This window comes from Rhizomicrobium sp., from assembly GCA_037200385.1.
Classification (GTDB): domain Bacteria; phylum Pseudomonadota; class Alphaproteobacteria; order Micropepsales; family Micropepsaceae; genus Rhizomicrobium.
Genome location: JBBCGL010000001.1, coordinates 789,633 through 813,857 on the forward strand (window position 1 = coordinate 789,633; position 24,225 = coordinate 813,857).

The window sequence follows — 24,225 nt, forward strand, 5'->3', positions numbered from 1 at the left end:
GACACGGGGGACCCCCCGCCTACACTCCGCCCCGGTTCCGATATGCACCTTCCCGAGGACATTCATGGCGGATAATCCGCAACGTCCGGCGCGCCGCGCGCGCCCGCTTTCGCCGTTCGTGACGATCTATCACTGGCCGGTGACGATGGCGACGTCCATCACGCACCGCTTCACCGGCATGGGCCTCGCCGCCGCCTTGGCGCTTCTCGCCTGGTGGCTCTACGCCGTCGCCAACGGCCCGGACGCCTACCGGGAGTTCAACGCCCTCGCCGCCACGCCGCTGGGCCAGGTGATCCTGTTCCTCGTCGTGTGGTCGCTGGCGTACCACCTGCTCAACGGCATCCGCCATCTGGCCTGGGACATGGGCTTCGGCTTTTCCAAGGGGGCGGCGCGGAACAACTCCGTGCTGGTCATCGTCGCCTCGATCGTCGTTGCGATCGCTTATTTCGCCGCCGCCTATGCCGGCTACGGAGGCTATTACCAATGAGCCTCGAAACTCCCCTGCACAAGGTCGAAGGACTCGGTTCGTCGCATTCCGGCGTGACGCATTTCTGGCGCGAACGCGTCACCGCCGCCGCGCTCATCCCGCTGTCGATCTGGTTCGCGGTCTCCGCCCTCGGCCTGATCGGCGCGCATGAGGCGGCGGTGCTTGCGTTCCTGTCGCAGCCGCTGAACGCCATCCTGATGGCGGCGTTCGTGGTCATTTCGGCCTATCACATGAATCTCGGCATGACGGTCGTCATCGACGACTACATCTACGTCGCATGGCAGAAGATCTCGCTGCGGCTGCTGTCGACCCTCTTCGCCCTGGCGGTGATCGCCGCTTCGCTCTACGCCCTCTTCCGCATTGCTGGACCGCTCTAGATGACCGCCGGATACACCATCGTCGACCACACCTTTGACGTCGTCGTCGTCGGCGCCGGCGGCGCCGGGCTGCGCGCCACGCTGGAATGCGCCAAGCAGGGCCTCAAGACCGCCTGCATCACCAAGGTCTTTCCGACCCGCTCGCATACGGTCGCGGCGCAGGGCGGCATCTCGGCCGCGCTCGGCAACATGGGCGAGGACGACTGGCGCTGGCATATGTACGACACCGTGAAGGGGTCGGATTGGCTGGGCGATCAGGACGCCATCGAATATCTCTGCCGCAACGCGCCCGAGGCGGTCTACGAACTCGAGCATTTCGGCGTGCCGTTCTCGCGCACCGAGGAAGGCAAGATCTACCAGCGTGCTTTCGGCGGCATGACCTCGAATTACGGCAAGGGCATCGCGCAGCGCACCTGCGCCGCCGCCGACCGCACCGGCCACGCCATCCTGCACACGCTCTACGGCCAGTGCGTGAAGCACGAAGTCAATTTCTTCATCGAGTATTTCGCGCTCGACCTGATCAAGGACGGCGACGCCATCATCGGCCTGATGGCGTGGAATCTCGACGACGGCACGATCCACCGCTTCCGCGCCCACAAGGTGATCCTGGCGACCGGCGGCTATGGCCGCATCTATCTCTCCTGCACCGGCGCCCACACCCAGACCGGCGACGGCAATGCGATGGTGCTGCGCGCGGGCCTGCCGCTCCAGGACATGGAGTTCGTGCAGTTCCACCCCACCGGCATCTTCGGCGCCGGTGTGCTGATCACCGAAGGCGTGCGCGGCGAAGGCGGCTATCTCACCAATTCCGAAGGCGAGCGCTTCATGGAGCGCTATGCCCCCAATGCCAAGGACCTCGCCTCGCGCGACGTGGTGAGCCGCGCGATGACCATCGAGATCCGCGAGGGCCGCGGCGTCGGCCCGAACAAGGACCATATCTTCCTGCACCTGTCGCATCTGGATCCGAAGATCATCCACGAACGCCTTCCCGGCATCTCGGAGAGCGCCCGCATCTTCGCCGGCGTCGACGTGACCAAGGAGCCGATCCCGGTGCTCCCGACGGTGCACTACAACATGGGCGGCATTCCATGCCGCTACACCGGCGACGCGCTGACGCTGAAGAACGGCGATCCCGACACTCCGATCCCCGGATTGATGGCGGTGGGCGAAGCGGCCTGCGTCTCGGTGCATGGCGCGAACCGGCTGGGCTCCAATTCGCTGATCGACCTCGTGGTGTTCGGCAAGGCTGCGGGCGTGCATGCCGCGGAATCGCTCAAGGGCGTCACCGGCCATCACGACCTGCCGAAGAACGCCGGCGACGAAGCTCTTGCCCGGCTCGACAAATACCGCAACGCCAAGGGCGGCACGCCGACCGCCGAGCTGCGCTTGGCCATGCAGAAAGCGATGCAGGACGACGCCGCGGTGTTCCGCACCGGCGACACGCTCAAGTCCGGCCAGAAAAACATCGACGCGATCTACGGCCGCCTGAAGGACATCAAGGTCTCCGACCGCTCGCTGATCTGGAACACCGACCTCGTCGAGACGCTGGAGTTCGAGAACCTGATCCAGCAGGCCATCGTCACCATCGAAGGCGCCGTCGTGCGCCATGAGAGCCGCGGCGCGCACGCGCGCGAGGACTTCCCCAACCGCGACGACCAGAACTGGATGAAGCACACGCTGGCTTGGCTCGACCCGGTGAGTGGCGAGGCGCGTCTCGACTATCGTCCGGTGCACACCTACACGCTGACCAACGAGGTCGAGTACATTCCTCCGAAGGCGCGGACGTATTGACGACATGACGCTAGAGCCACTGCTCCAAGCGCCCTTCGCCGTGCAATTCCACGTCGCGACGGTGGTGCCGGCGGCGCTGATCGGGACCTGGCAGATATTCTTCAGCCGGAAGGGCACGCCGTTTCACCGCGCGCTCGGCTATCTCTATATGACGCTCATGGTCGTCACCGCGCTCTCGACGCTATGGGTGCACCGGCTGATGCCGGACCGCCCGTTCTTCGGCTTCAGCCCGATCCACCTGCTGATCCCGGTGACGCTCTATGCGGTCTACAACGCGCTCAAAGGGGCGTGGACGCATGACATCCCGCGGCATCGGCAGGCGATGATCATCCTCTATGTGAGCGCGATCCTGCTGGCCGGCGGCCTTACGCTGCTGCCCGGCCGCATCATGCACGCCGTGATGTTCGGATCCTGACGGACCGCGAAATACATCGCTCATTGGCGGCAAGCCGGCAAGGCGTCCTGCAGATACGGGCGCGCAGAGCGGAACAAAATGGCACGGGACGCGTATCCAACGCGTGAGGCGCGCTACGGAGATATGCATGAAAATCAGGACGATGCTGCTGGCCGCGGTCGCTGCAATGACGCTTGGCGCAGGCGCCGCTTTGGCACAACCGCCGGACGGACCTGATCCCGATGGCTATTACAGCCGGACCGATCACGACGGCTATTACGATCGTGATGGCCACTATCGCCATTTCAGCGGGGCCGACCGGCCGCCGGCCTATGATGATCGCGACGGTCCGCCGCCGCCGGCCTATTATCGTGAAGGCGAATATGAGCGTGCATGCCACGACAACCGGGCGGCCGGCACCGTATTCGGCGCGCTCGGTGGCGGCTTGATCGGCGGGGCTGCGAGCCACGGCAATGCGGGAGCCGTGGTCGGCGGCGTCCTGCTGGGCGGACTGCTCGGCAACGCGCTGAGCCGCGACATCGATTGCGAGGACCAGCATTACGCCTTCGACGTCTATGCCGAGGGCCTCAACGGCGAGATCGGCCATCGTTATGAGTGGCGGCACGGCGAATCCTACGGATACTTCACGCCCACCCGCGAATACACCGAGGACGGCGAACGCTGCCGCGATTTCACGACCGTGACCTATCGTCATGGCGAGGAGAAGCGGCATGACGGCTCCGCCTGCTACAGCCGCGACGGCAACTGGCATTTCGAAGACGACGAGCAGTAATCTCGCGCTTGCGTATAGGAACGGGCGCACCGCCGCGGCGGTGCGCCCGTTTGCATGTCAGTTCGCCGCCGCCGTCAACGCCGCGGAAACCTCCGCGCCCTTGGCCTTGCGGAACGCCAAGCAGCGGTCGACCTTCTCATCCGCATGCGCCAGCAGGCGCGCGGCGCCGTCGAGCATCCGCAGGCGCGGCGCGAAGAAGACATCGGCATCGCTGCGCAAACCAGCGTCGCAGGCTCCCGCCAGAATCCCCGTCGTTCGCGCCATGCCACTGAGCGTCAACCGCTTCGCCAAAATGCCGAAATGGCTTTTGACATAGCCCCAGAGCACGTTCCGCGCCGCCGGCTCGGCGCCGAGATACTGGTTGAGATAGCGAATCTCCCCGATCTTCATTTTCGCCGGCGCCAGCGCCAGGATCTTGCCGATCACGGCCGGGTCGTCGCTGCCGGCGAAGGCATAGACGATGTCGCGCCGTACATATTCCTGATTGGTCGTCTCGAACGTATCGATCAGCCAGTCGGCGGACGCAGGGTTGATCCGCAGCGCCGCACGCAGCGCCTCCGCACGCAACTCCGGCGCCAGCGTCCGCCATCTGCCCTCGCCCGGCTCGGCCGAGATCAAGATCGGTCCGGCCAGTGCCGCGGTCACGCCGGCGTCTCGCGCCTCGCTGACGAGGATCGTCGCCAGATATTGGCGCAGCAGCCCCTCCGACGGCGCTTCGTTCGGTTTGGCTGCAGTGCCGGCCAGTGCGAAGCGCGCGGCGAACGCCTTGCTGAGGAAGGCGCGATAGGCCGGCAAGTCAGCGGCCGCGAGACTCTGACGCAATGTCTGGAGCCGGCCGTCCAAGCTGGCGAGGACATCCCAGCGTGCGGTCGGCGCGAGCACGCGGATCAACGCGAACAGATCCGCCGCTTTCGCGTCGCCGGCGCGCAGCGCCGCGAAAAGATTGCCGAGCAAGGTGATCTGGTCCGCCGCATCCATTTTCGGCGCGTCGGCGATCAGGCCTGCCCAGGCCTCGCGCGTCAGTGCAAAACGGTAGTAGCCCGCCCCATCCGCATTCGGCAGCGGCGCGCAGATCCCGGCAAGCGGCAGCGCAAAGCGGGCCCCTTCCCCCATGCGGCAGCTGCGTGTCGTGCCGTCCAGGATGCAGACCGGAACATGCCAACTGCGCTGCGGCGCCGCGAACCCGATCGCGGAATACATCCCTTGCGACACGTTCAGCCCCGCCGGAGGCGTGCAGCCGAAAGCGACATGCAGATAGGGCACGCCTGAACGATCGATGAAGTCGTCGAACGCCTGCACCAGTTCGGGATGCTTCGTCGCGGCAGCGATCGTGGCGATGAACTCATGCGCCGTCGCATTGCCGCGCGCGAATTTCACCAGATAGGCGTGGATACCACGCTGCCATGCATCGGGTCCGACATAGTTCTCGAACATCCGCAGCACCGACGCGCCCTTGTCATAAGTGATAGCGTCGAACGCGTTCCCGAGATCGTCGACATTGGCGATCGGCTGATGGATCTGCCGTGCGGACGGCAGCTCGTCGAGGTCCATGACGTCCAGGCCGTTGCGCAGCGTGTCGGTCTCGAAGCCGAATTCCGGAAGCACCGCCGCGGAAGCCTTGTACTCCGCCCAATCCGCAAAGCTTTCATTGAGCCAGATGTCGTCCCACCACGCCGGCGTAACGAGATCGCCGAACCATTGATGCGCCAGTTCGTGCGCCTGCACCGTCAGGCTGCCACGTTTCTGTTCCAGCGGCGCGCCGGCGTCGATCAGCAGAAGGCGCTCGCGGAAGGTCACCGCGCCGGCGTTCTCCATCGCGCCGGCCGCGAAGTCCGGCACGGCGAGCACATCGAGCTTCTGGAAGGGATAGGCGACCCCGAAATAGTTCTCGAGCGCGCCGACGATCTTGGGCGTCAGTGCGAGCGCATAGGCGATGCGTCCGCCATTGCCCCGTGCCGTGACGCCGCGGATGTGCAGCGGCCGGGAACGGTATCTGTTCGGCGGCGCCCAGCCGCCGTCCACCACGTCGAGCGGCCCGACCGCCAGCGCGACCAGATAGGTGGGCAGGGGCTTGGTCGCCTCGAACACGGTATCGATCATGCCGTGCGCCGACGGTACGGCCGAGACGACATTGGTGTTGCCGATGATCGTCAGCCCCCTGGGAGCGATCACCGTCACCGCGAAGGGCGTCTTGAAGCCCGGCTCGTCGAAGGACGGAAAGGCACGCCGGGCGTCGGTCGACTCGAACTGCGTGAAGACATAGGAATCGCCGCGATCGACGACTTTGTAGAGCCCGGCCAGCGAATGACCATAGGGCGCGTCATAGTCGAAGATCAGAGTCGCCTCCCCTGCCGGAACCGGATCGACGAAGATCAGCCGCGCCACGCCGGAGCGATCGACCTGGTCGTAATGCGCCGCGAAGCTCTGCCCCGATTTCAGCCGGACCGTCACGCCAGACATATTCAGGTCGAGACCGTGCAAGAACAGCGAACGCTGGCTCCGGAGGAAGTGGACGTCGATCTCGACATGACCGCCGAAGCGGTCGGCGCTCGGATCGATGCGCAGCGCAATCCGATAGCGCTCGGGAATGGCTACGCGCGGCAGTTTGCCAAGCGGAATTGTTTCACCGGCCAATGAAGGCCCGTTGCGATGCGCCGCGGCTTTCGGCGCCGGCTTGCCGCAACCGGCAAGACACAGTGTTGCAGCAAGGACCGCAAACGCGGCGAGCCGCGTCATCTTGTGCATCGCATTCAAAGGCAAACGCTCCATGCAAACGGCCGAAACGGGAACAAAACGCGGCATTGAAAGTTTTCCGTCACGCCCTGTCCAGTGTGGCGTGATTCTGCCCTATTCTGTTCAGGCACGGTTCATGCCCGAAGGGCAAACTGCATTTTGACAAAGCGGATTTCGCCCGAAGACCGGGTATGACCGCCCAATGAGGAGAGCGCAATGTTGAAGAAAACCGGATTGATTGCGGGTGCCGCCATGCTGGCTTTGTGTGCGGGTACGAGCGGAGCCTGGGCCGACGATTGCAATGGCCATGGCCATGCCGGCGGGACGGTGCTTGGCGCCATCGCAGGTGGCCTGATCGGCGGCGCGGTGAGCCACGGCAATGGCGGCGCCGTGGTGGGCGGCGCGATCCTCGGCGGCTTCGCGGGCAATGCGATCAGCCGCGATGTCGATTGCGAAGACCGCGACTACGCGGCACGCGCCTATCACGACAGCTTCTATGGCGATGTCGGCGAACGCTATGAGTGGCACGGCCGCGACCGCGGCTACATCGTGACCACGCGCGAATATCGTCGCCACGGCCACCTCTGCCGCGACTTCACCCAGGTGGTCTATCGCCATGGCCGTGAATTCGACCGCGACGGCACGGCCTGTTTCCGTCATGGCGAATGGCAATTCGAGGATTGAGCCTCTGACGGCTTGAACCGCGGACCCCGCGCCCTCACCGGCGCGGGGTTTTGCTTTCATTTGCCCTTCCACTGCGGCGCACGCTTCTCCGCGAACGCCTTCGGTCCTTCGCGCAGGTCTTCGCTGCGATACATCGCGGCGATCGCGGGATAGCCGTTCTGGTTCTTCAGCGCATCGGCGACGGAGGCCTCATCGAGGCCGCGATACACCGCCTGCTTCGAGGCGCGCACCGACATCGGCGAAAGCTCCATGATCTGCTGCGCCAGCGCCTTGGCGCGCGGCATGAGTTCGGCCGCCGGCACGACCTCATTGACGAAGCCGAGCTCCTTGCCTTCCGCCGCGCCGACGCGGCGGCCGGTGAGGATCATGCCCAGCGCGCGCTTGGTCCCGATCTCGCGCGGCAGCCGGTGCAGGCCGCCTGCCAGCGCGGCGAGGCCGACCCGCGGCTCGGGCAATGCGAACACCGCCGCCTCCGATGCCAGGATGATGTCGCAAGCGAGCGCGATCTCGAACCCGCCGCCCATCGCGATGCCATTGACCGCCGCGATCAGCGGCTTGTCGAGATCGAAGCGGGATACCAGACCGGCGAAGCCGCTCGCGTGCCGCGGCAGGATGCTCGCCGCGGAGCCGCCACCCGCTGCGGTCACCTTGAGGTCGTTGCCGGCGGAGAAGGCTCGCTCCCCCGCGCCGGTCACGATCGCGACCCATTGCTCGGGATCGGCCGCGAAATCGTCGAACACCTGGCCGAGCTCGGCATGGGCGGGGGCATGCAGCGCATTCATCACCTCGGGCCGGTTGAGGGTGACGATGGTCAACCGCCCTTCCCGCTCCACCTTGCAGAATTCGTATGTCGTCATGGCGTTTTCCCTGTTTTCCCGCGCAAGTCTCCGCCGAGGCAGGCACTCCCGGCAAGGCTTAGGTAACTATTTAACTCTAGGTTTCGGCAGCGGCGTAAGCTTCTCCGGATATGACCGACACCTGGACCATCAGCGTTTCGGGCCACACCTATGGCCCCTATTCGTTGCAGCAGATGCAGTCCTTCGTTGCCGAGGGACGCCTTGCCGCGCACTCGCTTGCCGCACCGACCGGCGAGACGCAGTTCCGCCCGGCCGGAAGCTTCCCCGAACTGCTGCGCCTGTTCGCGCCGGCTCCGACGGCCGGCCCGACGCCCTCCGCAACGGGCAAGTTCGTCACCGCCTCGGGGGTCGAGAGCGAGGATGACACGATCTCGCCCACCTTCGGACGCAGCAACGACGAGCCGCGCGGCGGCGAGCGCGGCCGCTACGTCGTGATCGCCGACATGAAGTCGGGTTCGATCTCCGGCCTGGAGGAAGAGATCTTCAACATGGGTCCGGCGTATTCGCTGATGCCGCAGGCCTGGCTCCTGATCAGCGAGATGGGCATCAATGTGATTCGCAACGCGCTGGTGCAAAAACTCGGCAAGCTCGACATGTTGTTCATCGTCGACTCGACGCACAACAAGGCGGCCTGGTTCAACTTCGGACCGGAAGCCGACACCCGCATCCGCCGGGTCTGGACGGCGCAGCACGAGCCGATCGCGAAGGTCGGATAGCGCCGCGCAGGCGTGGATTATCCCAGCAGCCGCATTTCCTTCGCGAAGCGCTGGTGGTTGTGCACATAGCCGGCTGCCGACATCTTCAGCCCCGCCAGCTCCATATCGTTCAGCTTGCGCGCCACCCGCGCGGGCGCGCCAAGGACCATTGTGCCGTCCTCGAACTGCTTGCCCTCGGTCACCAGGGAATTGGCACCCACGAGGCAGTTCTTCCCGATCCGGCTGCGGTTGAGCAGCGTCGAGCCCATCCCGACCAGCGAGCCGTCCTCGACCGTCGTCGAATGCAGGATCACCCGATGTCCGACCGTGCAGTTCGCACCGACCGTCACGGGCTGGCCGGGATCGACATGGATGACGCTGAGATCCTGGATGTTGGAATTCTCGCCGATGGTGATCCAGTCATTATCGCCCCGCAACACGCAACCCCACCATACGCTTGCGCCTTTGAGCAGCCGGACCTTGCCGATCAGAACGGCATTGGGCGCGACCCAATATTCGCCGTCGGGCGGCAGTTCCGGCGTCGCGTCGTCGAGGGCATAGATCGGCATGGCGTATCCAGAAGAATGTGCGGCGCCATTGTGACAGGCCTGTTTTGCGAAGGCGAGGGTTCACGGGCATAGTATCGTCATGGCGACTCTGTCGAAGTCTCATCTCCCCGCGCTGAACAGCGAACTGGCCCATACCATCGTGGAAGACGCGATCCGGAGCTATTTCCGCAAGCGCCGCTCCCGGGTGCCGGAGTTCGTCGACCGTACCTTTACCCTGCGCGGTGCGCTCGAAACCCATCGCCACGCGCTGGGACATGATCTGTGGCGGGCACCGCTCAATGCCGCACTGGCCGGGCCGCAGATCGGGCTGAATGCCGCCGCCGGCCTGCTCAAGCTGGCCGGGCGGAAGGAAACGGCCGAACGCCTGCGCGCCCGCGAGCTCTTCTTCCGCACCACGGTCACCGACGAGGTGGAACGCCGGCTGATCGTCGACCTCCTGGAACTCCCCTACACCGGGAACGGCAAGGTATCGTTCCATGACGCGCTCGCGGTCGAGATCCTCAGCGATCGCCGCCTCGACGGCGCGCTGGGGGCGCTGAACGGTCCATGGGGCGAGACGCAGCGCCTGCGGATGGACGAGAAACTGGCGCAGCAGGTCGCGATCTATCTCAACGCCCGCGGTGCGGCCGGTGAAGTGGTGAGCGCGGGCGTCACGATGGCGGCGGGCGGCGCCTTTTTGCATCAGATGACGCCGGGCTTCCTCACCCTCGGTCCCGCACTGGCACAATCGCTCGGCGCCAAGATCGGCGGCTTTGCGGCCTTCACGGTCACAGGCGCTGTGCTCGCCGCCAGCGCGACAGCCGCGGCCTTCGCCGGTGTCGTCACCGATCCGATCCAGAGCGCGCTCGGCATCCATCACCGCCGCCTCATCGCCCTGCTGGATACGCTGGAGACCGCGTTCCTCGGCGGCGACGCGCGCCTGCATATCCCAGAACAATATGCCGCGCGCCTCATCGACCTCGTCGACGCGATCGTTTCGATCGCCGGGCATATGCGCGCCTAAGCGCCTTCGCGCCGGCGGCATATTCCATCCACAGTTTTCACATTGCAGTCGCACAAAGCCTGTTACGCTTTTCTTGTCGGAGCGTGATTCGACATCAAGGGGGACCGAATTTAGTGCAGCCTTGCACTTCATTCCTCGAAGACCCGGGCAAAGACGTCCGCCCTCGCACGCACGCCCGCCGCATCTTCCCATCAAATGTTTCGTTCCTGACCAGGGAGTTTCCATGGCCAAGCGTTCCGCGCGTTACAAAGCCCGTGACTTTCAGGAAGCCGAAAATGTCCACCCCTTTCCGTCCCGCGGCGGCTGGAATCCGCGCGGTGACGACGACACCCGAGACCGCAAATACGTAAAGAACATCCGCGCGATGAGCGCGACCCAGCAACTTCTGCTGGATGCCATCGAGGAGCGCTCGGTCGTCATCGCGCTCGGGCCCGCCGGCACGGGCAAAACCTATCTCGCCATCGCCAAGGCCGTCGAGGCGCTCGAAGCCGGACGCTGCGGCCGCATCGTGCTGTCGCGCCCCGCGGTGGAGGCCGGCGAGAATCTCGGCTTCCTTCCGGGCGATCTCAACGAGAAGCTCGCGCCTTATCTGCGGCCGCTCTACGACGCGCTCACCGAGCGTCTCGGTACCAAGCGCCTCAAGGCGCTTGTGGCGGACGGCGTGATCGAGATCGCGCCCGTCGCCTATATGCGCGGCCGCACCCTCAGCGATTGCTATGTCGTGATCGACGAGGCGCAGAACTGCACCTACACCCAGCTCAAGATGCTGCTGACCCGGCTGGGCTGGCGCTCGACCATGGTGCTGACCGGCGATCCGGACCAGACCGACCTGCTCCGGGGCCTGTCCGGCTTCGGCGATATCGCCGAGCGTCTCGAGCGCGTGCCGGAGATCGCCGTGGTGCGCCTGGGCGACGCTGACATCGTGCGCCATCCGCTCGTCGCGGGGATGCTGACCGTGCTGTAAAATCCGCTACAGCCCTCGCCCTTCGAGAAGCCCAGGGCGAGGGCCGCAGCGGTGTCGCCATGAGCCTGCCGAGCATCCCAAGACCGGCTGGCGCGGGAGCCTCGACCGGCTGGCGGAGCATCTGGCGGAAATCTAGGATGCGGCTGTCGGTTCGATCGCCTTCGAACCGTCCTTGGGAACACCGTCCCACGCCATCGGAGAAACGCTCATGAAGCCTGCCCTGCTCTTCGCCGCCGCGCTCGCGCTCGGCATCGCCGCGGCATTCGCCGATCCGGCGCCGATGGTCATCCCGCACGGGACCAAGGACTACACCAAAGCCGTCGCCGGCGATTACACGCTCGATCCCAACCATGTCGGCGTGGTCGCGCGGGTCTCGCATCTCGGCTTTTCGATCAGCATTTTCCGTTTCGAGAAAGCGTCGGCGATACTGAGCTGGGACCCGAAAGCGCCGGCCAAATCCACGCTCAATGCAACGGTACAGACCGCGTCGATCACCTCCAACGTACCGGGCTTCGCAGCCGAGCTCGCAAGCGACAAATATCTCGACGCTGGCAAATTCCCCGACGCGACTTTCGTATCCACGGCTTTCCGCCGAACCGACGCCACGCATGGCGAGGTCGAGGGGCGCTTCACGCTCAAGGGCAAGACCGTGCCGCTCACCTTCGACGTCACGCTAGTCGGCGCCGGCCCGGGCTTCGCGGGCGGGCCGGTGATGGGCCATGTCATCGGCATCCATGCCGAAGGCGCGATAAATCCGCAGGACTTCAACCTAGGGCCGTTCTTCAAAGAACCGATCCAGCTCGTCATCGACACCGAGTTCGATCACAGGGGGTAGGACCATGGCGCTCCGGCTCCACTATCATCCGCTGTCGTCCTTTTGCTGGAAGGCACTGATCGCGCTCTACGAGACCGACGCGCCATTCGAGAAGGTCTTCGTCGATTTGAGCAAGACGGAGGACCGCGAGGCTTTCTACAAGCTCTGGCCCCTCGGAAAATTTCCGGTCCTCGAGGATACGGCGCGCGAATGGATGGTGCCCGAGTCGAGCATCATCATCGAGTATCTGGCGCTGCACCATCCCGGCCACAGCACGCTGCTCCCCGCCGACCCCGATCGTGCCCGCCAGATTCGGATGCGCGACCGGTTCTTCGACAACTACATCCACCTTCAGATGCAGAAGATCGTCGGCGACCGCCTCCGGCCGGCCGGTGACAAGGACGCGCTCGGCGTGGCGCAGGCGGGCGCGCAAATCCGCGCCGCCTGCGCGATGCTCGAAGGCGACATCGGTACCTCCTGGGCGATGGGCGAGGCGTTCACCCTGGCCGATTGCGGGGCCGCGCCGGCATTGTTCTATGCCGACCGGGTGATGCCGCTTGCGAAGGACTTTCCGGCGACCGCCGCCTATCTCGGACGCCTCAAGCAACGCCCCTCCTTCGCGCGCGTGCTGCGGGAAGCCGAGCCTTACAGCCACCTCTTCCCGAGCCAGGCATAGGCCAGGTCAGTCCGCCACGCCTGCCGTCGCATTCCACTTCGTGGTGTTCACGGCTGCGAGCAGGAGCCAAAGCCCCGTTGCCACTTCGGCGACCAGGATGGGCATAAAAGCCGGCGCCAGCAGCGTCGCATATTGCGGAACGATGAGATTGGCGAAACCCAGCACCGTCACCAGCAGCGACGCAAGGACACCGAAGCCAGAAAGAATCCGGGGAAGGAACCTGGAGCGGAACAGCAGGACGAAGAAGAGCAGAGAGCCGATGGAGAAGAAGATCACCGTGATCGTGAAGCACGCGCCATAGGCCCGCGCGAGCAATTGGACCAGAGCCTGCGATTCGGCCGGACCGAACGCGCCGGCCGTACCGGTATAAATCCGCACGGCGACGAAACCGATGAGCGCGCAGACGCTGCCCAATACCGCTTCCGCGACGCGAAAGAGCAACGCGAAGAGCGCGAGATCGGGATCGACCCGCTTGAGCACCACGTACAGCGCACCCGCCAGCGGTATCGTCAGCCAACTCGCCGCGAACTCGCCGGCCAGGCCCAGGCGATAAAGGGGTTCGGAGGCCAGGACGTTACGGGCCGACTGCGTGAAGTCTCCTTCCACGATCGTCCGCGAGACGATGAGATAATCCGCCGCGTAGAAGACCGCCAGGATGAACAGATACAGGAACCCCGCCAGCCGCGCATAAGCACGGACGGATCTGTCGCGTTTGTCGTCGGGCATTCGGTATCTCCCCATCACAACCGTTTTAGGACGCAGGCGCCGCCCGCGCGAACCAGCTTGTCAGGCGCACCCGCACAAGCCAGAAGGCCATGAAGGCCAGCGGCGCAAACCCCAACGCCAGCAGGACGGGCGAGCCGTGCAACGAAGCCGGCATGACCTTCTGCTGGCCGATGAAGAAGAAGGCCGCTGCGAAGAACAGCGCAAAGCACATGCGCCACAGATGCCGCGCGATGCGGGCCGCGCCGGAGATTCCGCCCTGCCGGATCACTTTGAAATCCAACGCCGCGGCGAACGCCGCAAAGGACGCGAAGACGAAATAAGGCGCATAGATGCCGGGCCGCGCTCCCGCGCCGGACGCCGCAAGGAGGCCGAAGATCAGGAGCGCCGCGGCGGTGATCGCGGCGAGGCAGAACGCGCCATATTCGAATCGCCCGATACGGCCCGCCTCGCGCCGCACGGTCATCCACGCCGTCGCCACGAGATAGAAGGTCAGCACGGCGACGGAGATAGAGCCGCTCGGCGGCACGGACGGCTTCTGTGGCAGCGCTATGGCCAGGTAAGCGCCCAGCACCGACATGAGCAGCATGGCCAGAAAGAAAACGGTCCCGAAGGCGCGATGCGGACGCGCACCCTTGGCTGCGGCGAGCGCTGCTGCGCCGGCAAGGATCGCGATACTTCCTGCGGCGATATGAAGGATCAGAAATGGAGACATTCGACGGCCCCGACTTCCCCGCCCATGATGTGGCGACCCGCAGTCGTTTTTACCAGTGGAACGCGGCGGAAGGTACATGCCATGTCGGGCCATACCCTTTCTTCGAAAATTCCGCTGGCAATCCCGCCGGATAAATCCCATACTGACAAGAAGTCAGAACACGCGGGAGGCATGCATGGCTTTCGAGACGATCTCGCCCACGGACGAACTCGGCTTCGATCCCAACGCACTCAAGGCGAAATATCGCGCCGAGCGCGACAAGCGCCTGCGCCGCGACGGCAATGAGCAATATGTCGAGATCAAGGGCGCATTCGCCCATTACCTCGACGACCCCTATGTCGCGCCGGTCGCGCGCGCACCGCTGACCGACGCGGTCGAGGTCGTCGTGATCGGCGGCGGCTTCGGCGGCCTGCTGGCAGGCGCCCGGCTGCGCGAGGCGGGAGTCGAGGATATCCGCATCATCGAGAAAGGCGGCGATTTCGGCGGCACCTGGTACTGGAACCGCTATCCGGGCGCGGCGTGCGACATCGAAAGCTATGTGTATCTACCCCTGCTTGAAGAGATGAACTTCATGCCGGTCGAGAAATACACGCGAGCGCCAGAGATCCTGAAGCATTCGCGCAACATCGGCGAACGGTTCGATCTCTATCGCAATGCCGTCTTCCAGACCGAAGTCACCGAGATGCGCTGGGACGATGCATTGGCGCGCTGGATCATCAAGACCAACAAGGGCGACGCCATGAAGGCGCGTTTCGTGGTGATGGCGAACGGCCCGCTGCACCGCCCCAAGCTGCCCGGCATCCCGGGCGTCGAGAGCTACAAGGGGCATTCCTTCCATACCAGCCGCTGGGACTACGCCTACACGGGCGGCGATTCCGGCGGCGATCTCACCGGCCTCAAGGACAAAGTCGTCGGCATCATCGGCACCGGCGCGACGTCGGTGCAGTGCGTGCCGCATCTGGGCGCCGGCGCGAAGCATCTCTACGTCTTCCAGCGCACCCCGTCTTCCATCGACGTGCGCAACAACCGGCCGACCGATCCGCAATGGGCCGCGTCGCTGGAGCCGGGCTGGCAGCAGGCCCGCATGGACAATTTCAACGCCCTGGTCTCCGGCGTGCCGCAGAAGGAAGACCTGATCAACGACGGCTGGACCGACATCATCGGCAACATGATGAAGCTGATGCGCGAAGGCGGCGCCAAGGGCCAGGACATCGCCACCGTCATGCAGCTCGCCGATTTCAAGAAGATGGAACAGGTGCGGGCCCGCGCCGAAGCGCTGGTGAGGGATCCCAAGATCGCCGAAGCGCTCAAGCCCTATTACAACCAGTTCTGCAAGCGGCCCTGCTTCCACGACGAATATCTCGACACCTTCAACCGGCCGAACGTCACGCTGGTCGACACCGACGGCAAGGGCGTCGAGCGCATCACCGAGAAGGGCGTCGTCGCGAACGGCCGCGAATACGAGCTCGACTGCCTGATCTACGGCACCGGCTTCGAGGTCGGCACGGGCTATACGCGGCGCTCGGGCTACGAGCTCTACGGCCGGGGCGGCCAGTCCCTGACGGAGAAGTGGAGAGACGGCGTCTCGACGCTGCACGGCATGTTCTCGCGCGGCTTCCCCAATGTGTTCATCGTCTCGAACACCCAGTCGGGCTTCACCGCGAACTTCCCGCACATGCTGAACGAGCAGTCCAAGCATCTCTCCTACATCATCAAGACGGCGCAAGACCGCCAGGCGACGGTGATCGAGGCCTCCGAGGACGCGGAGAACGCCTGGGTCGACACGATCATCAAGTCGGCGCTGCAGCGCCAGCGCTTCCAGGAAGAGTGCACGCCCGGCTACTACAACAATGAAGGCAAGCCCTCGCCGCTGGCGGCCCGCAACGGCTCCTACGGTCTCGGCTCGATCGCGTTCATCAAGCTGCTGGAGGATTGGCGCAAGGCAGACGATCTGAAGGGCCTGGAACTGAGCCGATAATCCCTCGGGGCGGGCCGGCTATTTCACCAAGGCGATCTGCAGCACGAACATGCCGAGGCCGAAGCTCCAATAGGCCGAGATCGACGCCGCAAGCCAAAAGGCGAAGCGCGAGCAATCCTTGGCGCGGAAAGAATTGGCCGCGTTCTCGAACAGCACGTTCGGGCCGGCGACCACCATGACGGCGACGTACCCGATGCGACCAGCCGCCGTCTCCGGCTTGTGGGCCACCAACCTGTAAAGATTGGCAAGGATGCCCGAGGCGGTGAAACCCGCCAGCGTGCAGAATGCAACCAACAGCAAGTCCCGATACATCCGGCCCCCAAAACGATGCGCTTGGGAGGCGCAATGCAGGCCGTATGCCTGCGCAAAAAGCCCCCGCCGGCCCCTTCTGTGCCATTTTAGGGCGGACGACTACGGGACACGCCGCATTGTCCACGACGTTGTTCCATTCATGGCACCGGCGTCACATTCCGTAGCGGCATCCGGGCCACGCCGGCACACAATCTTAGCCATCTGCCAGCATGCCGCGACGGATCGTTGCGACCTCTATGTTAAGGATATCCGGCGCGAATGGGGCCGAGTCGCCAGGACCAGTCGCTGGGCAAGGACATGAGCTATTCCGACACCGACGGCACGATCCGCAAGCGCTCCGGCTGGCTGATCCCGCTGGGCGTGTTCCTGGTCACGGCCGCGCTTTCGGCCCTGATCCTGTTGTACTATCTCGCCCCGACCGCTCCGAATTTTCTCGAGGAACAGGTCTCGCCGACCTCGCGCGCCGACCTGATCGCGTTGCGGGTCCACGGGCTGAAGCTCTGGGTGCCCGCCAACTACCTGCAATATGACAGCGCCCGTCAAGGCGGCGCGCGCAAGAACCTTGCGATGTTCGCGATCCTCCCGGACATGGCGGGCTGGTCGAACTGGGAGGCGTCGAACTTCTCCGGCAATGCGCCGGATTCGCCGGTGGTCTATCTGCTCATCCGGGAAGAGCAGCTCAACATCTCGGAGGCGGACCGCTTTGCCCGAATCTACATGGCCTATGTGACCAACCCGCGCGGCGAACCGGGGCCGTTCGGACTGACGCAATACACCTTCCGCGAGGATTCCGGCTATCGCCGCGAAGACCTGTTCGTCGGCCAGACTCCGCATGGTCTTGTCGTGCTGCGTTGTTCGCGCATCGCGCCCGATATGCCGAGCCCGGGCTGCCTGCGGGACATGCCCATCGCGCACGCCGTGGCGCTTTCCTATCGCTTCAAGCGCGAGCATCTGGCGCGCTGGCGCGAGATCGGCGACGGCGTGGCGCGCCTCATCGAAACCTTCGAGACCCCGCCCAAGCCGCAGGCTTCCGTCGAGCTTCAGCCACGCTGATAGGGGTGGCCCTGCAGCGGCGGCAGCAATATGGCGAGCGCACCCGCAACGGCGGGCTGTGCCAGGATCGCCGCCGCGCCGGCAAGAAGAAACAGCAGCGCGAGCACGCCATCGGCACCATGCACCACAAGCCAGGGCGCAAGCGCCGCCGCGGCGCCCACCGTGGCGAAGAACACCGTTGCGCCGACATCCTCGACCGCCTTCAGCCGCGCGACGGCCGCCCGGTCGCCCGTATCGCGGTAGCGTCGGGCCCCGTCCTGCACCACGAGCATCGGCAGCAGCGCCGCGGTCGCGATCATCAGGAGGTCGGCGAAGGCCGGCGCGGGCAGATGGCCGACCGCGCTCCGCCACAACCACAACGCGGCCAGCATGAACGCGCCCAACACGAACAGCGTCGCGGCGGCTTCGCGCCAAGCGCGGCTGACCGCGAATGCCGCGAGGAAGACGCCGAGCGCCGATGCCGCCCAGGATGCGGGCTGCGCCAGCGCCGCGCTCTCCGCCAGCAGCGGCCCGGCGCCGAACCATCCCAACAGGCCCAGCACGAGCACGACACCGGCCAGACTCATCGCCCATCGCGGTTCCGTCGTGCGTGTCGCGCGTCGCAGCCACGATTCGCCGGCCGGGCTGGCCGCCGCCGCGAAGCCGGTGCCGGACGAAAGAGCCATCGCGAACAACGGCACCCCGACGATCGACGACAGGCCACCGGCAATCACCGCCATGGCGACACTCAGGCTTTCGGCGCGCGCGTCCCGGAACATCCAGCCCACCGCAAGCACCGCCGCGGCGACGATGCCGACCAGCAGCGGCCATCCCAGCCGGACAAGCGCAAGACGCGCGGCATCGATATCATCCTGTCCCGCCCGCTGCTGGCGCACAATCTCGCCGCCCAGACAGGAGGCCACGAGATAGCAGACGCCGTAGATCGCCAGAAATGGGGGCGGCGGCAGAGCGGTCAGCGCCGCACCGGCCAGCAGGCCTGCCGCCGGAGCCACCGTGACGATCACCGCAAGCGCGGGGCGGCGCAGATGAACGAATGCGACAGCCAGTGCGATGCAGAGCGATAGCGCGCACAAAAACACCGCTCCGACGGGGATCGTGCGCGCCTGCAATGCAAAGAGGTCCGCCGCCGCCATGGCGAGCACCAGGAGAATCGGCACCGCGATGCGCATGCGGGAAAGACGCGCCGTGACCCTCAAGGACGCCGCTCAAGCGGTTCTTGTCGAAGCATACCGGATGTTCGCATTGCGCAGGCTCCGGCTCAAGCGCGCGAGATTGCTTGTCGCCGCCGCGTCGGGCAGTTTCGCGCAATGACTCTCCTTCCCATCGCCGCCAAAGAGCAGGTCCTGAAGGACGTTTTCGGCTTCGATCGCTTCCGGCCGGGCCAGGAAGCCGCGATGGACGCCCTGCTTGCGGGCCGCAACGTTCTGACCGTGATGCCGACGGGATCCGGCAAGTCGCTCTGTTTCCAGGTGCCGGCGCTGGTGCTGGGCGGGCTCACCATCGTCGTTTCGCCGTTGGTCGCGCTGATGCAGGATCAGGTTTCGGCGCTGCGCCTCGCGGGCGTCGCGGCCGATTCGATCAACTCCGCCCAGGATCGCGATTCGAACGTCGCGGCCTGGCGCCGCGCCGCCGCCGGCGAGACCCGCCTGCTCTATCTGGCGCCCGAGCGGCTGATGACCGAGCGGATGCTGGCCGCGCTGGCGAAGCTCGACGTCCGCCTCATCGCGGTCGACGAGGCACACTGCATCTCGCAATGGGGTCCCGCCTTCCGCCCCGAATACGAAGCGCTCGCGCGCCTGTCCGAACTCTTCCCCGGCGTGCCGATCGCGGCCCTGACCGCCACCGCCGACGAAGCCACCCGCGGCGACATCGCGGCCAGGCTCTTCGCGGGCAAGGTTGAGAGGGTCGTTCTCGGCTTCGACCGCCCCAATATCCGGCTTGCCGTCGCGCCCAAGCACGAGTGGAAGAAGCAGCTCCTCGCTTTCCTGGGCGGCCAGCGCGGCAAAAGCGGCATCGTCTATTGCCTGTCGCGCAAGAAGACCGAAGAGACCGCAGCGCTGCTGATCGAGAACGGCATCCGCGCCCTCGCCTATCACGCGGGCATGGACAAATCCGAGCGTGAAGCCAACCAGAACACCTTCATGAGCGAGCCCGCTATCGTGATGGTCGCAACCATCGCCTTCGGCATGGGCATCGACAAATCCGATGTCCGATTCGTCTTCCACGCCGACCTGCCCGGCAGTCTCGAAGCCTATTATCAGGAGATTGGCCGCGCCGGCCGCGACGGCGAGCCCGCGCAGGCGCATATGCTGTTCGGCCTGGGCGACATCCGCATGCGGCGCGTCTTCATCGAGCAGGAGGAAGCCGGCGAGGACCGCCGCCGCCGCGAGCACCAGCGCCTCAGCGCCCTCATCGGTTATTGCGAGGCAGCCTCCTGCCGCCGCCAGATCCTGCTTTCCTATTTCGGCGAGAAGGCCGAGCCTTGCGGCAATTGCGACCTCTGCGCCGATCCCGGCACGCTGGTCGACGCCACCGCAACGGCGCGCGCCGCGCTCGAGACGGTGCGGCAGACCGGCGAGCGTTACGGCACCGTCCACATCGCCAATGTGCTGCGCGGCATGAAGGGCGACAAGATCACCGCCGCCGGGCATGACCGCCTTGCCGTCTTCGGCAGCGGTGCCGCTCATAAGACTGAAGAATGGCAGGCCTTGCTGCGCCAGCTCGTCGCCGCAAACTATCTGCATCTCGACGTCGCCGGCTACGGCGGCATGGAGATCACTGCCAAGGGCCACGCCTTGCTGCGCGGTGAGATCGGCTTCAGCCACCGCCCCGCGCCCGAACGCGTCCGCGAGCGCCGCGCCGACCGCAAGGCACGGGACGCCGGCGCTGCGCAGCCCCTCAGCAGCGACGAGACCTCCCTGCTCGCGATCCTGCGCAGCCTGCGCCTGCGCCTCGCCAAGCAGCGCCAAGTTCCCGCCTTTGTGATCTTCTCAGACCGCAGTCTCGCCGACATGGCGCAGCGCCGCCCACAAAACGAAGTTGAGTTCGCCGAGGTCAACGGCGTCGGCGCCAAGAAGCTGCAAGAGTTCGGGACGGTGTTCCTGCGTGCGATACGGGAGGCGAGTGAGCTGTAATGACCTCCCCCTCGCGGGGAGGTCGGAAAATCGCGTAGCGATTTTCCGGGTGGGGGACGCCCATCCGGATAGAGCCCCACCCGACGTGCTCGCCCGCCGGGCTGCGCGCGTCGACCTCCCCGCGAGGGGGAGGCGACACACCGCGCAGGTGAAACTCTACGTCCGGCTTGCCGGCGGTTCCGGCAGGTCCATCTCGAGGATCGCCATGTTGAAGGCGTAGGAGACCTCGCCGTCTTCCTCGTCCTTGAAGATCACGCCGATGAACTCGCCGGCGACCTGCACTTCGACGGAATCCGCCTGCTTGGGCCGCTCCACGATGCTGATCGTGTCCAGCCGGAACAGGTTGCGCAGGTATTTTTCGAGGCGCCAGATTTCACTGCGGGTCAACGGCAATCTCCTGGAAAGGTGGGCTCAACTCGCACGCAGGGCCGGGTGGGTCAAGACGCTAGCTTGACCGCGATACGGTGCTTCGCGCAAGCAGCCCCCATGAGTGCCGATCCACGAGGCTATTACGCCGCCAGTGCCGACAAGCTGCCGCCGCTACCGCGCCTGACCGGCGAATGGCGCGCCGATCTCTGTGTCGTGGGCGGCGGCTTCACCGGCCTGTCGGCGGCGCTGCATGCCGCGCGCACCGGCGCCAAGGTGGCGCTGGTCGAGGCGCAGACGATCGGCTTCGCGGCGTCGGGCCGCAATGGCGGCCAGATCCATCCCGGCCATCGCAAGGAACAAGCGGCGCTCGAGCGTTGGCTAGGCCAATCCCACGCGCGCGATCTGTGGCGGTTGAGCGAGGAGGCCCGCGCGCTGGTCTTCGCGCTGGGCGCGCGCGGCTGCGATCTGAAGCGCGGCCTGATCCTCGCGGCCCACGACCGTGCCGCGGCGTGTGGTCTCGCCGAAGATGCCGACTATCTCAAGACGCATTACGCCTATGACGAGCTGCGCATGCTCGACCGCGATGCGGCCCGGACCGCGCTGGGTTCGCCGGTCTATCCGGCGGCGCGGCTGGACACGGGCGGCGGCCATCTGCATCCGCTCAAATTCGCTCGCCGCCTGGCGCGCGAAGCGGTAAAGGCAGGCGCGACCCTGTTCGAGGCGAGCCCAGCGACCGCGCTGGAAGATGGCGCCGTGCATTGCGCCGGCGGGACGATCCGCGCCGACCACATCGTGCTCGCGACGGACGCGTTCAGCGCCGCGCTGGCGCCGCAGCTCGCGCCTTACATCGCGCATGTCGAGAGCTTCATCGTCGCCACCGCACCGGTCGGTCCCGGCATCCTTCCGAGCGACGCGGCGGTCGCCGACACCCGCCACGTCCTCGACTACTACCGCAAAAGCGCCGACGGGCGCCTGCTCTTCGCCGGCCGCGAGAGCTACTGGAATCCGCCCGCCAATATCGCCGCCCTGGTGCGTCCGCGCCTGCTCCGCGTGTTTCCGGCACTGAAAGACATTCCCATCGAATATGCCTGGCGCGGCACGGTCGGCATCACCCGCACCCGCATGCCGCATTTCGGCCGCCTGGGCCCACGTATCCTGTTCGGCCACGGCTATAGCGGCCACGGCGTCGCGCTGTCGGTGCTGGGTGGCAAGGCACTCGCGGAGGCCGCGCAGGGCGACCCCACCCGCTTCGACATTCTCGCGAAGGTCCCGCCGAAAAAATTCCCCGGCGGCCGGATGCTGCGCAAGCCGATGGTGACGGCGGCGCTGACGCTGTTGAAATGGAAGGACGCGGTTTAACACACACCGCTGTCATCCCCGGCCGAACGCCGCAAAGCGGCGTGAGGGGAAGGGGACCTAGGCGTCTAAACCTGGGAAGTGTGGGTACCTGGGTCCCCTTCCCTTCGCGATGCTGACGCATCGCTCAGCCGGGGATGACAACAGCGTGCGTCACCCCGACTTCGCGTCTTCGTCCTCGATGACCTGGTTCATCTCCTGCGACGGCCGGTCGCCTCCGGCGCAGTTGGTCAGGCGCGCCGGGACGCCCACCGCGGTGCAGCCGGGCGGCACGTTGCGCAGCACCACGCTGCCAGCGCCGATCCGCGAATATTCGCCGATCTCGATATTGCCGAGGATCTTCGCGCCCAGCGAGATCAGCACGCCGCGCCGCACCTTCGGATGACGGTTGCCCGTCTCCTTGCCGGTGCCGCCCAGCGTCACGCCCTGCATGATCGAGACGTCGTCCTCGACCACGGCCGTCTCGCCGATCACCACGCCGGTGGCGTGGTCGATCATGATGCCCTTGCCCATCGCGGCAGCCGGATGGATGTCGACCTGAAACAGCTCCGACACACGACTCTGGATGAACAGCGCCATGGCGCGACGTTCATGCCGCCACAGCCAATGGGCGAAGCGATGGCATTGCAGCGCCTGGAAGCCCTTGTAGAACAAGAAGGCGTCGACATGCGCCTTGCACGCCGGGTCGCGGTCGAACACCGCAGCCAGGTCGGCGCGCATCGCATCGCCGATGGACGGATCGTCGGCCATCGCCTCGTCGAAGATCTCGCGCATCATCATCGGCGACAGATCGTCCGAGCCGATCTTCTTGGCGAGATGATAGGACAGCGCGCTCTCCAGCCGCTCATGCTTGAGCACGATGGCGTGGACGAAGCTGGCCAGCGCCGGCTCGCGCTCAGCCAGGGCTTCGGCCTGCCCGCGCAGGAAGTGCCAGATGGGATCGCAAGTGGCGACTTTTTCGCGTGTGACGGCCATGTTCGCTCCGAGACGGGCCGCCTTATACCAGCGGACACCCCATTATGACAAAACAACGCGTCGGAAGCGTGAAAAGGCCCCCAAAAGGGGTCGCGCAACCCCGCTCCCGTCCATTAAATAAGTCTCTAACCTGCCACGCCAACCCTCGTTTTCGCATAGGCCGCCAATGGACTCCACAACCCCAGCCCTGAATCGCCCCGCGCCCGACGCACTGGATCTCCTGCTCAGCCGCCGCTCGGGCTCGGCCAAGGCGATGACGGGCCCAGGTCCGTCGCCGGAACAGCTCGACACCATCCTGGCCGCGTCGGCCCGCGTGCCCGACCACGGCAAGTTGTTCCCCTGGCGCTTTGTGATCTTCGAAGGCGATGCCCGACGCCGCGTAGGCGAATTGCTCGCCGCCGCGCTCAAGGAGAGCGAGCCGCAGACGGCGCCCGAGCGACTCGACCAGGAGCGCCACCGTTTCCTGCGCGCCCCGGTGGTCGTCGCCGTGATCAGCCGCGCCCGCGAGAATATCCCGATCCCCGAATGGGAACAGGTCCTCTCCGCCGGCGCGGTCTGCCAGACCCTGCTGATCGCGGCCCACGCGATGGGCTTCGTGGCCAACTGGCTGACCGAATGGTGCGCCTTCCACCCCCTGGTGAAAGAGCGTCTCGGCCTCAAGCCCGGCGAACGCATCGCGGGCTTCATCTATATCGGTACGAGCGCGGTGACGCTGGAAGAGCGCGTGCGCCCGGACATGAGCAAGATCGTGAGCCGGTTTTAGCTCGAAAGCT

The 24,225-nt window shown here is 65.8% G+C and carries 25 protein-coding genes; 16 read left to right on the forward strand and 9 right to left on the reverse strand.

Annotated features, from left to right (window positions below; genetic code table 11):
• The first annotated feature begins 64 nt into the window (after positions 1 to 64).
• From sdhC to WDM91_03735, 5 genes are all read left to right on the forward strand, one after another.
• Positions 65 to 487: a succinate dehydrogenase, cytochrome b556 subunit gene (sdhC, locus tag WDM91_03715; GenBank protein MEI9993681.1), complete on the forward strand. Its 423-nt coding sequence runs from the start codon at positions 65 to 67 to the stop codon at positions 485 to 487.
• The gene (gene sdhD, locus WDM91_03720; GenBank protein ID MEI9993682.1) at positions 484 to 864 is read left to right on the forward strand and encodes a succinate dehydrogenase, hydrophobic membrane anchor protein; all 381 of its coding nucleotides are present in this window, start codon (positions 484 to 486) and stop codon (positions 862 to 864) included. Before sdhC ends, sdhD begins: the two co-directional genes overlap by 4 nt.
• Positions 865 to 2,655: a succinate dehydrogenase flavoprotein subunit gene (gene sdhA / locus WDM91_03725; GenBank protein MEI9993683.1), complete on the forward strand. Its 1,791-nt coding sequence runs from the start codon at positions 865 to 867 to the stop codon at positions 2,653 to 2,655.
• A gap of 4 nt (positions 2,656 to 2,659) precedes the next feature.
• Positions 2,660 to 3,070: a DUF2306 domain-containing protein gene (locus WDM91_03730; protein MEI9993684.1), complete on the forward strand. Its 411-nt coding sequence runs from the start codon at positions 2,660 to 2,662 to the stop codon at positions 3,068 to 3,070.
• Positions 3,071 to 3,197: 127 nt separating this feature from the next.
• On the forward strand, positions 3,198 to 3,842 hold the full coding sequence (locus tag WDM91_03735) for a hypothetical protein (protein MEI9993685.1): 645 nt from the start codon (positions 3,198 to 3,200) through the stop codon (positions 3,840 to 3,842).
• 57 nt (positions 3,843 to 3,899) lie between these two features.
• Here WDM91_03735 and WDM91_03740 read toward each other — a convergent pair whose 3' ends face one another.
• On the reverse strand, positions 3,900 to 6,578 hold the full coding sequence (locus WDM91_03740; protein MEI9993686.1) for a M1 family metallopeptidase: 2,679 nt from the start codon (positions 6,576 to 6,578) through the stop codon (positions 3,900 to 3,902).
• A gap of 213 nt (positions 6,579 to 6,791) precedes the next feature.
• Here WDM91_03740 and WDM91_03745 point away from each other — a divergent pair, with 213 nt between their 5' ends.
• The gene (locus WDM91_03745) at positions 6,792 to 7,259 is read left to right on the forward strand and encodes a glycine zipper domain-containing protein (protein ID MEI9993687.1); all 468 of its coding nucleotides are present in this window, start codon (positions 6,792 to 6,794) and stop codon (positions 7,257 to 7,259) included.
• 56 nt (positions 7,260 to 7,315) lie between these two features.
• Here the strand turns inward: WDM91_03745 and WDM91_03750 are convergent, their stop codons facing one another.
• The gene (locus WDM91_03750) at positions 7,316 to 8,116 is read right to left on the reverse strand and encodes an enoyl-CoA hydratase-related protein (GenBank protein MEI9993688.1); all 801 of its coding nucleotides are present in this window, start codon (positions 8,114 to 8,116) and stop codon (positions 7,316 to 7,318) included.
• A 110-nt stretch (positions 8,117 to 8,226) separates the two neighbouring features.
• On the opposite strand from WDM91_03750, the gene WDM91_03755 reads away from it, so the two are divergent.
• Entirely contained in the window at positions 8,227 to 8,832 is a 606-nt protein-coding gene (locus WDM91_03755; protein MEI9993689.1) for a DUF4339 domain-containing protein, read from the forward strand.
• Positions 8,833 to 8,849: 17 nt separating this feature from the next.
• On the opposite strand, the gene WDM91_03760 is transcribed toward WDM91_03755, so the two are convergent.
• Positions 8,850 to 9,380, reverse strand: a complete 531-nt coding sequence (locus tag WDM91_03760; protein ID MEI9993690.1) for a gamma carbonic anhydrase family protein — start codon at positions 9,378 to 9,380, stop codon at positions 8,850 to 8,852.
• A gap of 79 nt (positions 9,381 to 9,459) precedes the next feature.
• On the opposite strand from WDM91_03760, the gene WDM91_03765 reads away from it, so the two are divergent.
• From WDM91_03765 to WDM91_03780, 4 genes are all read left to right on the forward strand, one after another.
• Positions 9,460 to 10,383, forward strand: a complete 924-nt coding sequence (locus WDM91_03765; protein MEI9993691.1) for a DUF6635 family protein — start codon at positions 9,460 to 9,462, stop codon at positions 10,381 to 10,383.
• A 223-nt stretch (positions 10,384 to 10,606) separates the two neighbouring features.
• A complete protein-coding gene (locus WDM91_03770) occupies positions 10,607 to 11,347 on the forward strand; it encodes a PhoH family protein (protein ID MEI9993692.1) in 741 nt (246 codons plus the stop codon).
• A gap of 208 nt (positions 11,348 to 11,555) precedes the next feature.
• A complete protein-coding gene (locus WDM91_03775) occupies positions 11,556 to 12,182 on the forward strand; it encodes a YceI family protein (GenBank protein MEI9993693.1) in 627 nt (208 codons plus the stop codon).
• A gap of 4 nt (positions 12,183 to 12,186) precedes the next feature.
• Positions 12,187 to 12,837: a glutathione S-transferase family protein gene (locus tag WDM91_03780; protein MEI9993694.1), complete on the forward strand. Its 651-nt coding sequence runs from the start codon at positions 12,187 to 12,189 to the stop codon at positions 12,835 to 12,837.
• A gap of 6 nt (positions 12,838 to 12,843) precedes the next feature.
• Here WDM91_03780 and WDM91_03785 read toward each other — a convergent pair whose 3' ends face one another.
• Both WDM91_03785 and WDM91_03790 read right to left on the reverse strand, forming a co-directional pair.
• On the reverse strand, positions 12,844 to 13,563 hold the full coding sequence (locus WDM91_03785; protein MEI9993695.1) for a DUF4386 domain-containing protein: 720 nt from the start codon (positions 13,561 to 13,563) through the stop codon (positions 12,844 to 12,846).
• Between the two features lie 25 nt (positions 13,564 to 13,588).
• A complete protein-coding gene (locus tag WDM91_03790) occupies positions 13,589 to 14,275 on the reverse strand; it encodes a DUF2306 domain-containing protein (protein ID MEI9993696.1) in 687 nt (228 codons plus the stop codon).
• Between the two features lie 175 nt (positions 14,276 to 14,450).
• Between WDM91_03790 and WDM91_03795 the strand changes: the two genes are divergently transcribed.
• On the forward strand, positions 14,451 to 16,253 hold the full coding sequence (locus WDM91_03795) for an NAD(P)/FAD-dependent oxidoreductase (protein ID MEI9993697.1): 1,803 nt from the start codon (positions 14,451 to 14,453) through the stop codon (positions 16,251 to 16,253).
• Positions 16,254 to 16,271: 18 nt separating this feature from the next.
• Here WDM91_03795 and WDM91_03800 read toward each other — a convergent pair whose 3' ends face one another.
• A complete protein-coding gene (locus WDM91_03800; GenBank protein ID MEI9993698.1) occupies positions 16,272 to 16,547 on the reverse strand; it encodes a hypothetical protein in 276 nt (91 codons plus the stop codon).
• Between the two features lie 276 nt (positions 16,548 to 16,823).
• Between WDM91_03800 and WDM91_03805 the strand changes: the two genes are divergently transcribed.
• Complete coding sequence (locus WDM91_03805; protein ID MEI9993699.1) at positions 16,824 to 17,618, forward strand: hypothetical protein; 795 nt, start codon at positions 16,824 to 16,826, stop codon at positions 17,616 to 17,618.
• Here the strand turns inward: WDM91_03805 and WDM91_03810 are convergent.
• Complete coding sequence (locus WDM91_03810; GenBank protein ID MEI9993700.1) at positions 17,606 to 18,814, reverse strand: hypothetical protein; 1,209 nt, start codon at positions 18,812 to 18,814, stop codon at positions 17,606 to 17,608. The genes WDM91_03805 and WDM91_03810 overlap by 13 nt on opposite strands.
• Before the next feature lie 111 nt (positions 18,815 to 18,925).
• On the opposite strand from WDM91_03810, the gene recQ reads away from it, so the two are divergent.
• On the forward strand, positions 18,926 to 20,752 hold the full coding sequence (gene recQ, locus WDM91_03815) for a DNA helicase RecQ (protein MEI9993701.1): 1,827 nt from the start codon (positions 18,926 to 18,928) through the stop codon (positions 20,750 to 20,752).
• A 156-nt stretch (positions 20,753 to 20,908) separates the two neighbouring features.
• Here the strand turns inward: recQ and WDM91_03820 are convergent, their stop codons facing one another.
• Complete coding sequence (locus WDM91_03820; protein ID MEI9993702.1) at positions 20,909 to 21,139, reverse strand: DUF3126 family protein; 231 nt, start codon at positions 21,137 to 21,139, stop codon at positions 20,909 to 20,911.
• A gap of 99 nt (positions 21,140 to 21,238) precedes the next feature.
• On the opposite strand from WDM91_03820, the gene WDM91_03825 reads away from it, so the two are divergent.
• Positions 21,239 to 22,480 carry an FAD-binding oxidoreductase gene (locus WDM91_03825; GenBank protein ID MEI9993703.1) on the forward strand — a complete coding sequence of 414 codons (1,242 nt, stop codon included), beginning with the start codon at positions 21,239 to 21,241 and terminating at the stop codon, positions 22,478 to 22,480.
• Between the two features lie 150 nt (positions 22,481 to 22,630).
• Here WDM91_03825 and cysE read toward each other — a convergent pair whose 3' ends face one another.
• Positions 22,631 to 23,452, reverse strand: a complete 822-nt coding sequence (gene cysE / locus WDM91_03830) for a serine O-acetyltransferase (protein ID MEI9993704.1) — start codon at positions 23,450 to 23,452, stop codon at positions 22,631 to 22,633.
• Positions 23,453 to 23,618: 166 nt separating this feature from the next.
• On the opposite strand from cysE, the gene WDM91_03835 reads away from it, so the two are divergent.
• Positions 23,619 to 24,215 carry a nitroreductase gene (locus WDM91_03835; GenBank protein ID MEI9993705.1) on the forward strand — a complete coding sequence of 199 codons (597 nt, stop codon included), beginning with the start codon at positions 23,619 to 23,621 and terminating at the stop codon, positions 24,213 to 24,215.
• Positions 24,216 to 24,225: the final 10 nt, after the last annotated feature.

What these genes read in the sequence shown, in the direction of transcription:
- sdhC (MEI9993681.1), top strand. Translation starts at nt 65, where the DNA reads ATGGCGGATAATCCGCAACGTCCGGCGCGCCGCGCGCGCCCGCTTTCG.
- sdhD (MEI9993682.1), top strand. Translation starts at nt 484, where the DNA reads ATGAGCCTCGAAACTCCCCTGCACAAGGTCGAAGGACTCGGTTCGTCG.
- sdhA (MEI9993683.1), top strand. Translation starts at nt 865, where the DNA reads ATGACCGCCGGATACACCATCGTCGACCACACCTTTGACGTCGTCGTC.
- WDM91_03730 (MEI9993684.1), top strand. Translation starts at nt 2,660, where the DNA reads ATGACGCTAGAGCCACTGCTCCAAGCGCCCTTCGCCGTGCAATTCCAC.
- WDM91_03735 (MEI9993685.1), top strand. Translation starts at nt 3,198, where the DNA reads ATGAAAATCAGGACGATGCTGCTGGCCGCGGTCGCTGCAATGACGCTT.
- WDM91_03740 (MEI9993686.1), bottom strand. Translation starts at nt 6,578, where the DNA reads ATGACGCGGCTCGCCGCGTTTGCGGTCCTTGCTGCAACACTGTGTCTT.
- WDM91_03745 (MEI9993687.1), top strand. Translation starts at nt 6,792, where the DNA reads ATGTTGAAGAAAACCGGATTGATTGCGGGTGCCGCCATGCTGGCTTTG.
- WDM91_03750 (MEI9993688.1), bottom strand. Translation starts at nt 8,116, where the DNA reads ATGACGACATACGAATTCTGCAAGGTGGAGCGGGAAGGGCGGTTGACC.
- WDM91_03755 (MEI9993689.1), top strand. Translation starts at nt 8,227, where the DNA reads ATGACCGACACCTGGACCATCAGCGTTTCGGGCCACACCTATGGCCCC.
- WDM91_03760 (MEI9993690.1), bottom strand. Translation starts at nt 9,380, where the DNA reads ATGCCGATCTATGCCCTCGACGACGCGACGCCGGAACTGCCGCCCGAC.
- WDM91_03765 (MEI9993691.1), top strand. Translation starts at nt 9,460, where the DNA reads ATGGCGACTCTGTCGAAGTCTCATCTCCCCGCGCTGAACAGCGAACTG.
- WDM91_03770 (MEI9993692.1), top strand. Translation starts at nt 10,607, where the DNA reads ATGGCCAAGCGTTCCGCGCGTTACAAAGCCCGTGACTTTCAGGAAGCC.
- WDM91_03775 (MEI9993693.1), top strand. Translation starts at nt 11,556, where the DNA reads ATGAAGCCTGCCCTGCTCTTCGCCGCCGCGCTCGCGCTCGGCATCGCC.
- WDM91_03780 (MEI9993694.1), top strand. Translation starts at nt 12,187, where the DNA reads ATGGCGCTCCGGCTCCACTATCATCCGCTGTCGTCCTTTTGCTGGAAG.
- WDM91_03785 (MEI9993695.1), bottom strand. Translation starts at nt 13,563, where the DNA reads ATGCCCGACGACAAACGCGACAGATCCGTCCGTGCTTATGCGCGGCTG.
- WDM91_03790 (MEI9993696.1), bottom strand. Translation starts at nt 14,275, where the DNA reads ATGTCTCCATTTCTGATCCTTCATATCGCCGCAGGAAGTATCGCGATC.
- WDM91_03795 (MEI9993697.1), top strand. Translation starts at nt 14,451, where the DNA reads ATGGCTTTCGAGACGATCTCGCCCACGGACGAACTCGGCTTCGATCCC.
- WDM91_03805 (MEI9993699.1), top strand. Translation starts at nt 16,824, where the DNA reads ATGGGGCCGAGTCGCCAGGACCAGTCGCTGGGCAAGGACATGAGCTAT.
- recQ (MEI9993701.1), top strand. Translation starts at nt 18,926, where the DNA reads ATGACTCTCCTTCCCATCGCCGCCAAAGAGCAGGTCCTGAAGGACGTT.
- WDM91_03825 (MEI9993703.1), top strand. Translation starts at nt 21,239, where the DNA reads ATGAGTGCCGATCCACGAGGCTATTACGCCGCCAGTGCCGACAAGCTG.
- cysE (MEI9993704.1), bottom strand. Translation starts at nt 23,452, where the DNA reads ATGGCCGTCACACGCGAAAAAGTCGCCACTTGCGATCCCATCTGGCAC.
- WDM91_03835 (MEI9993705.1), top strand. Translation starts at nt 23,619, where the DNA reads ATGGACTCCACAACCCCAGCCCTGAATCGCCCCGCGCCCGACGCACTG.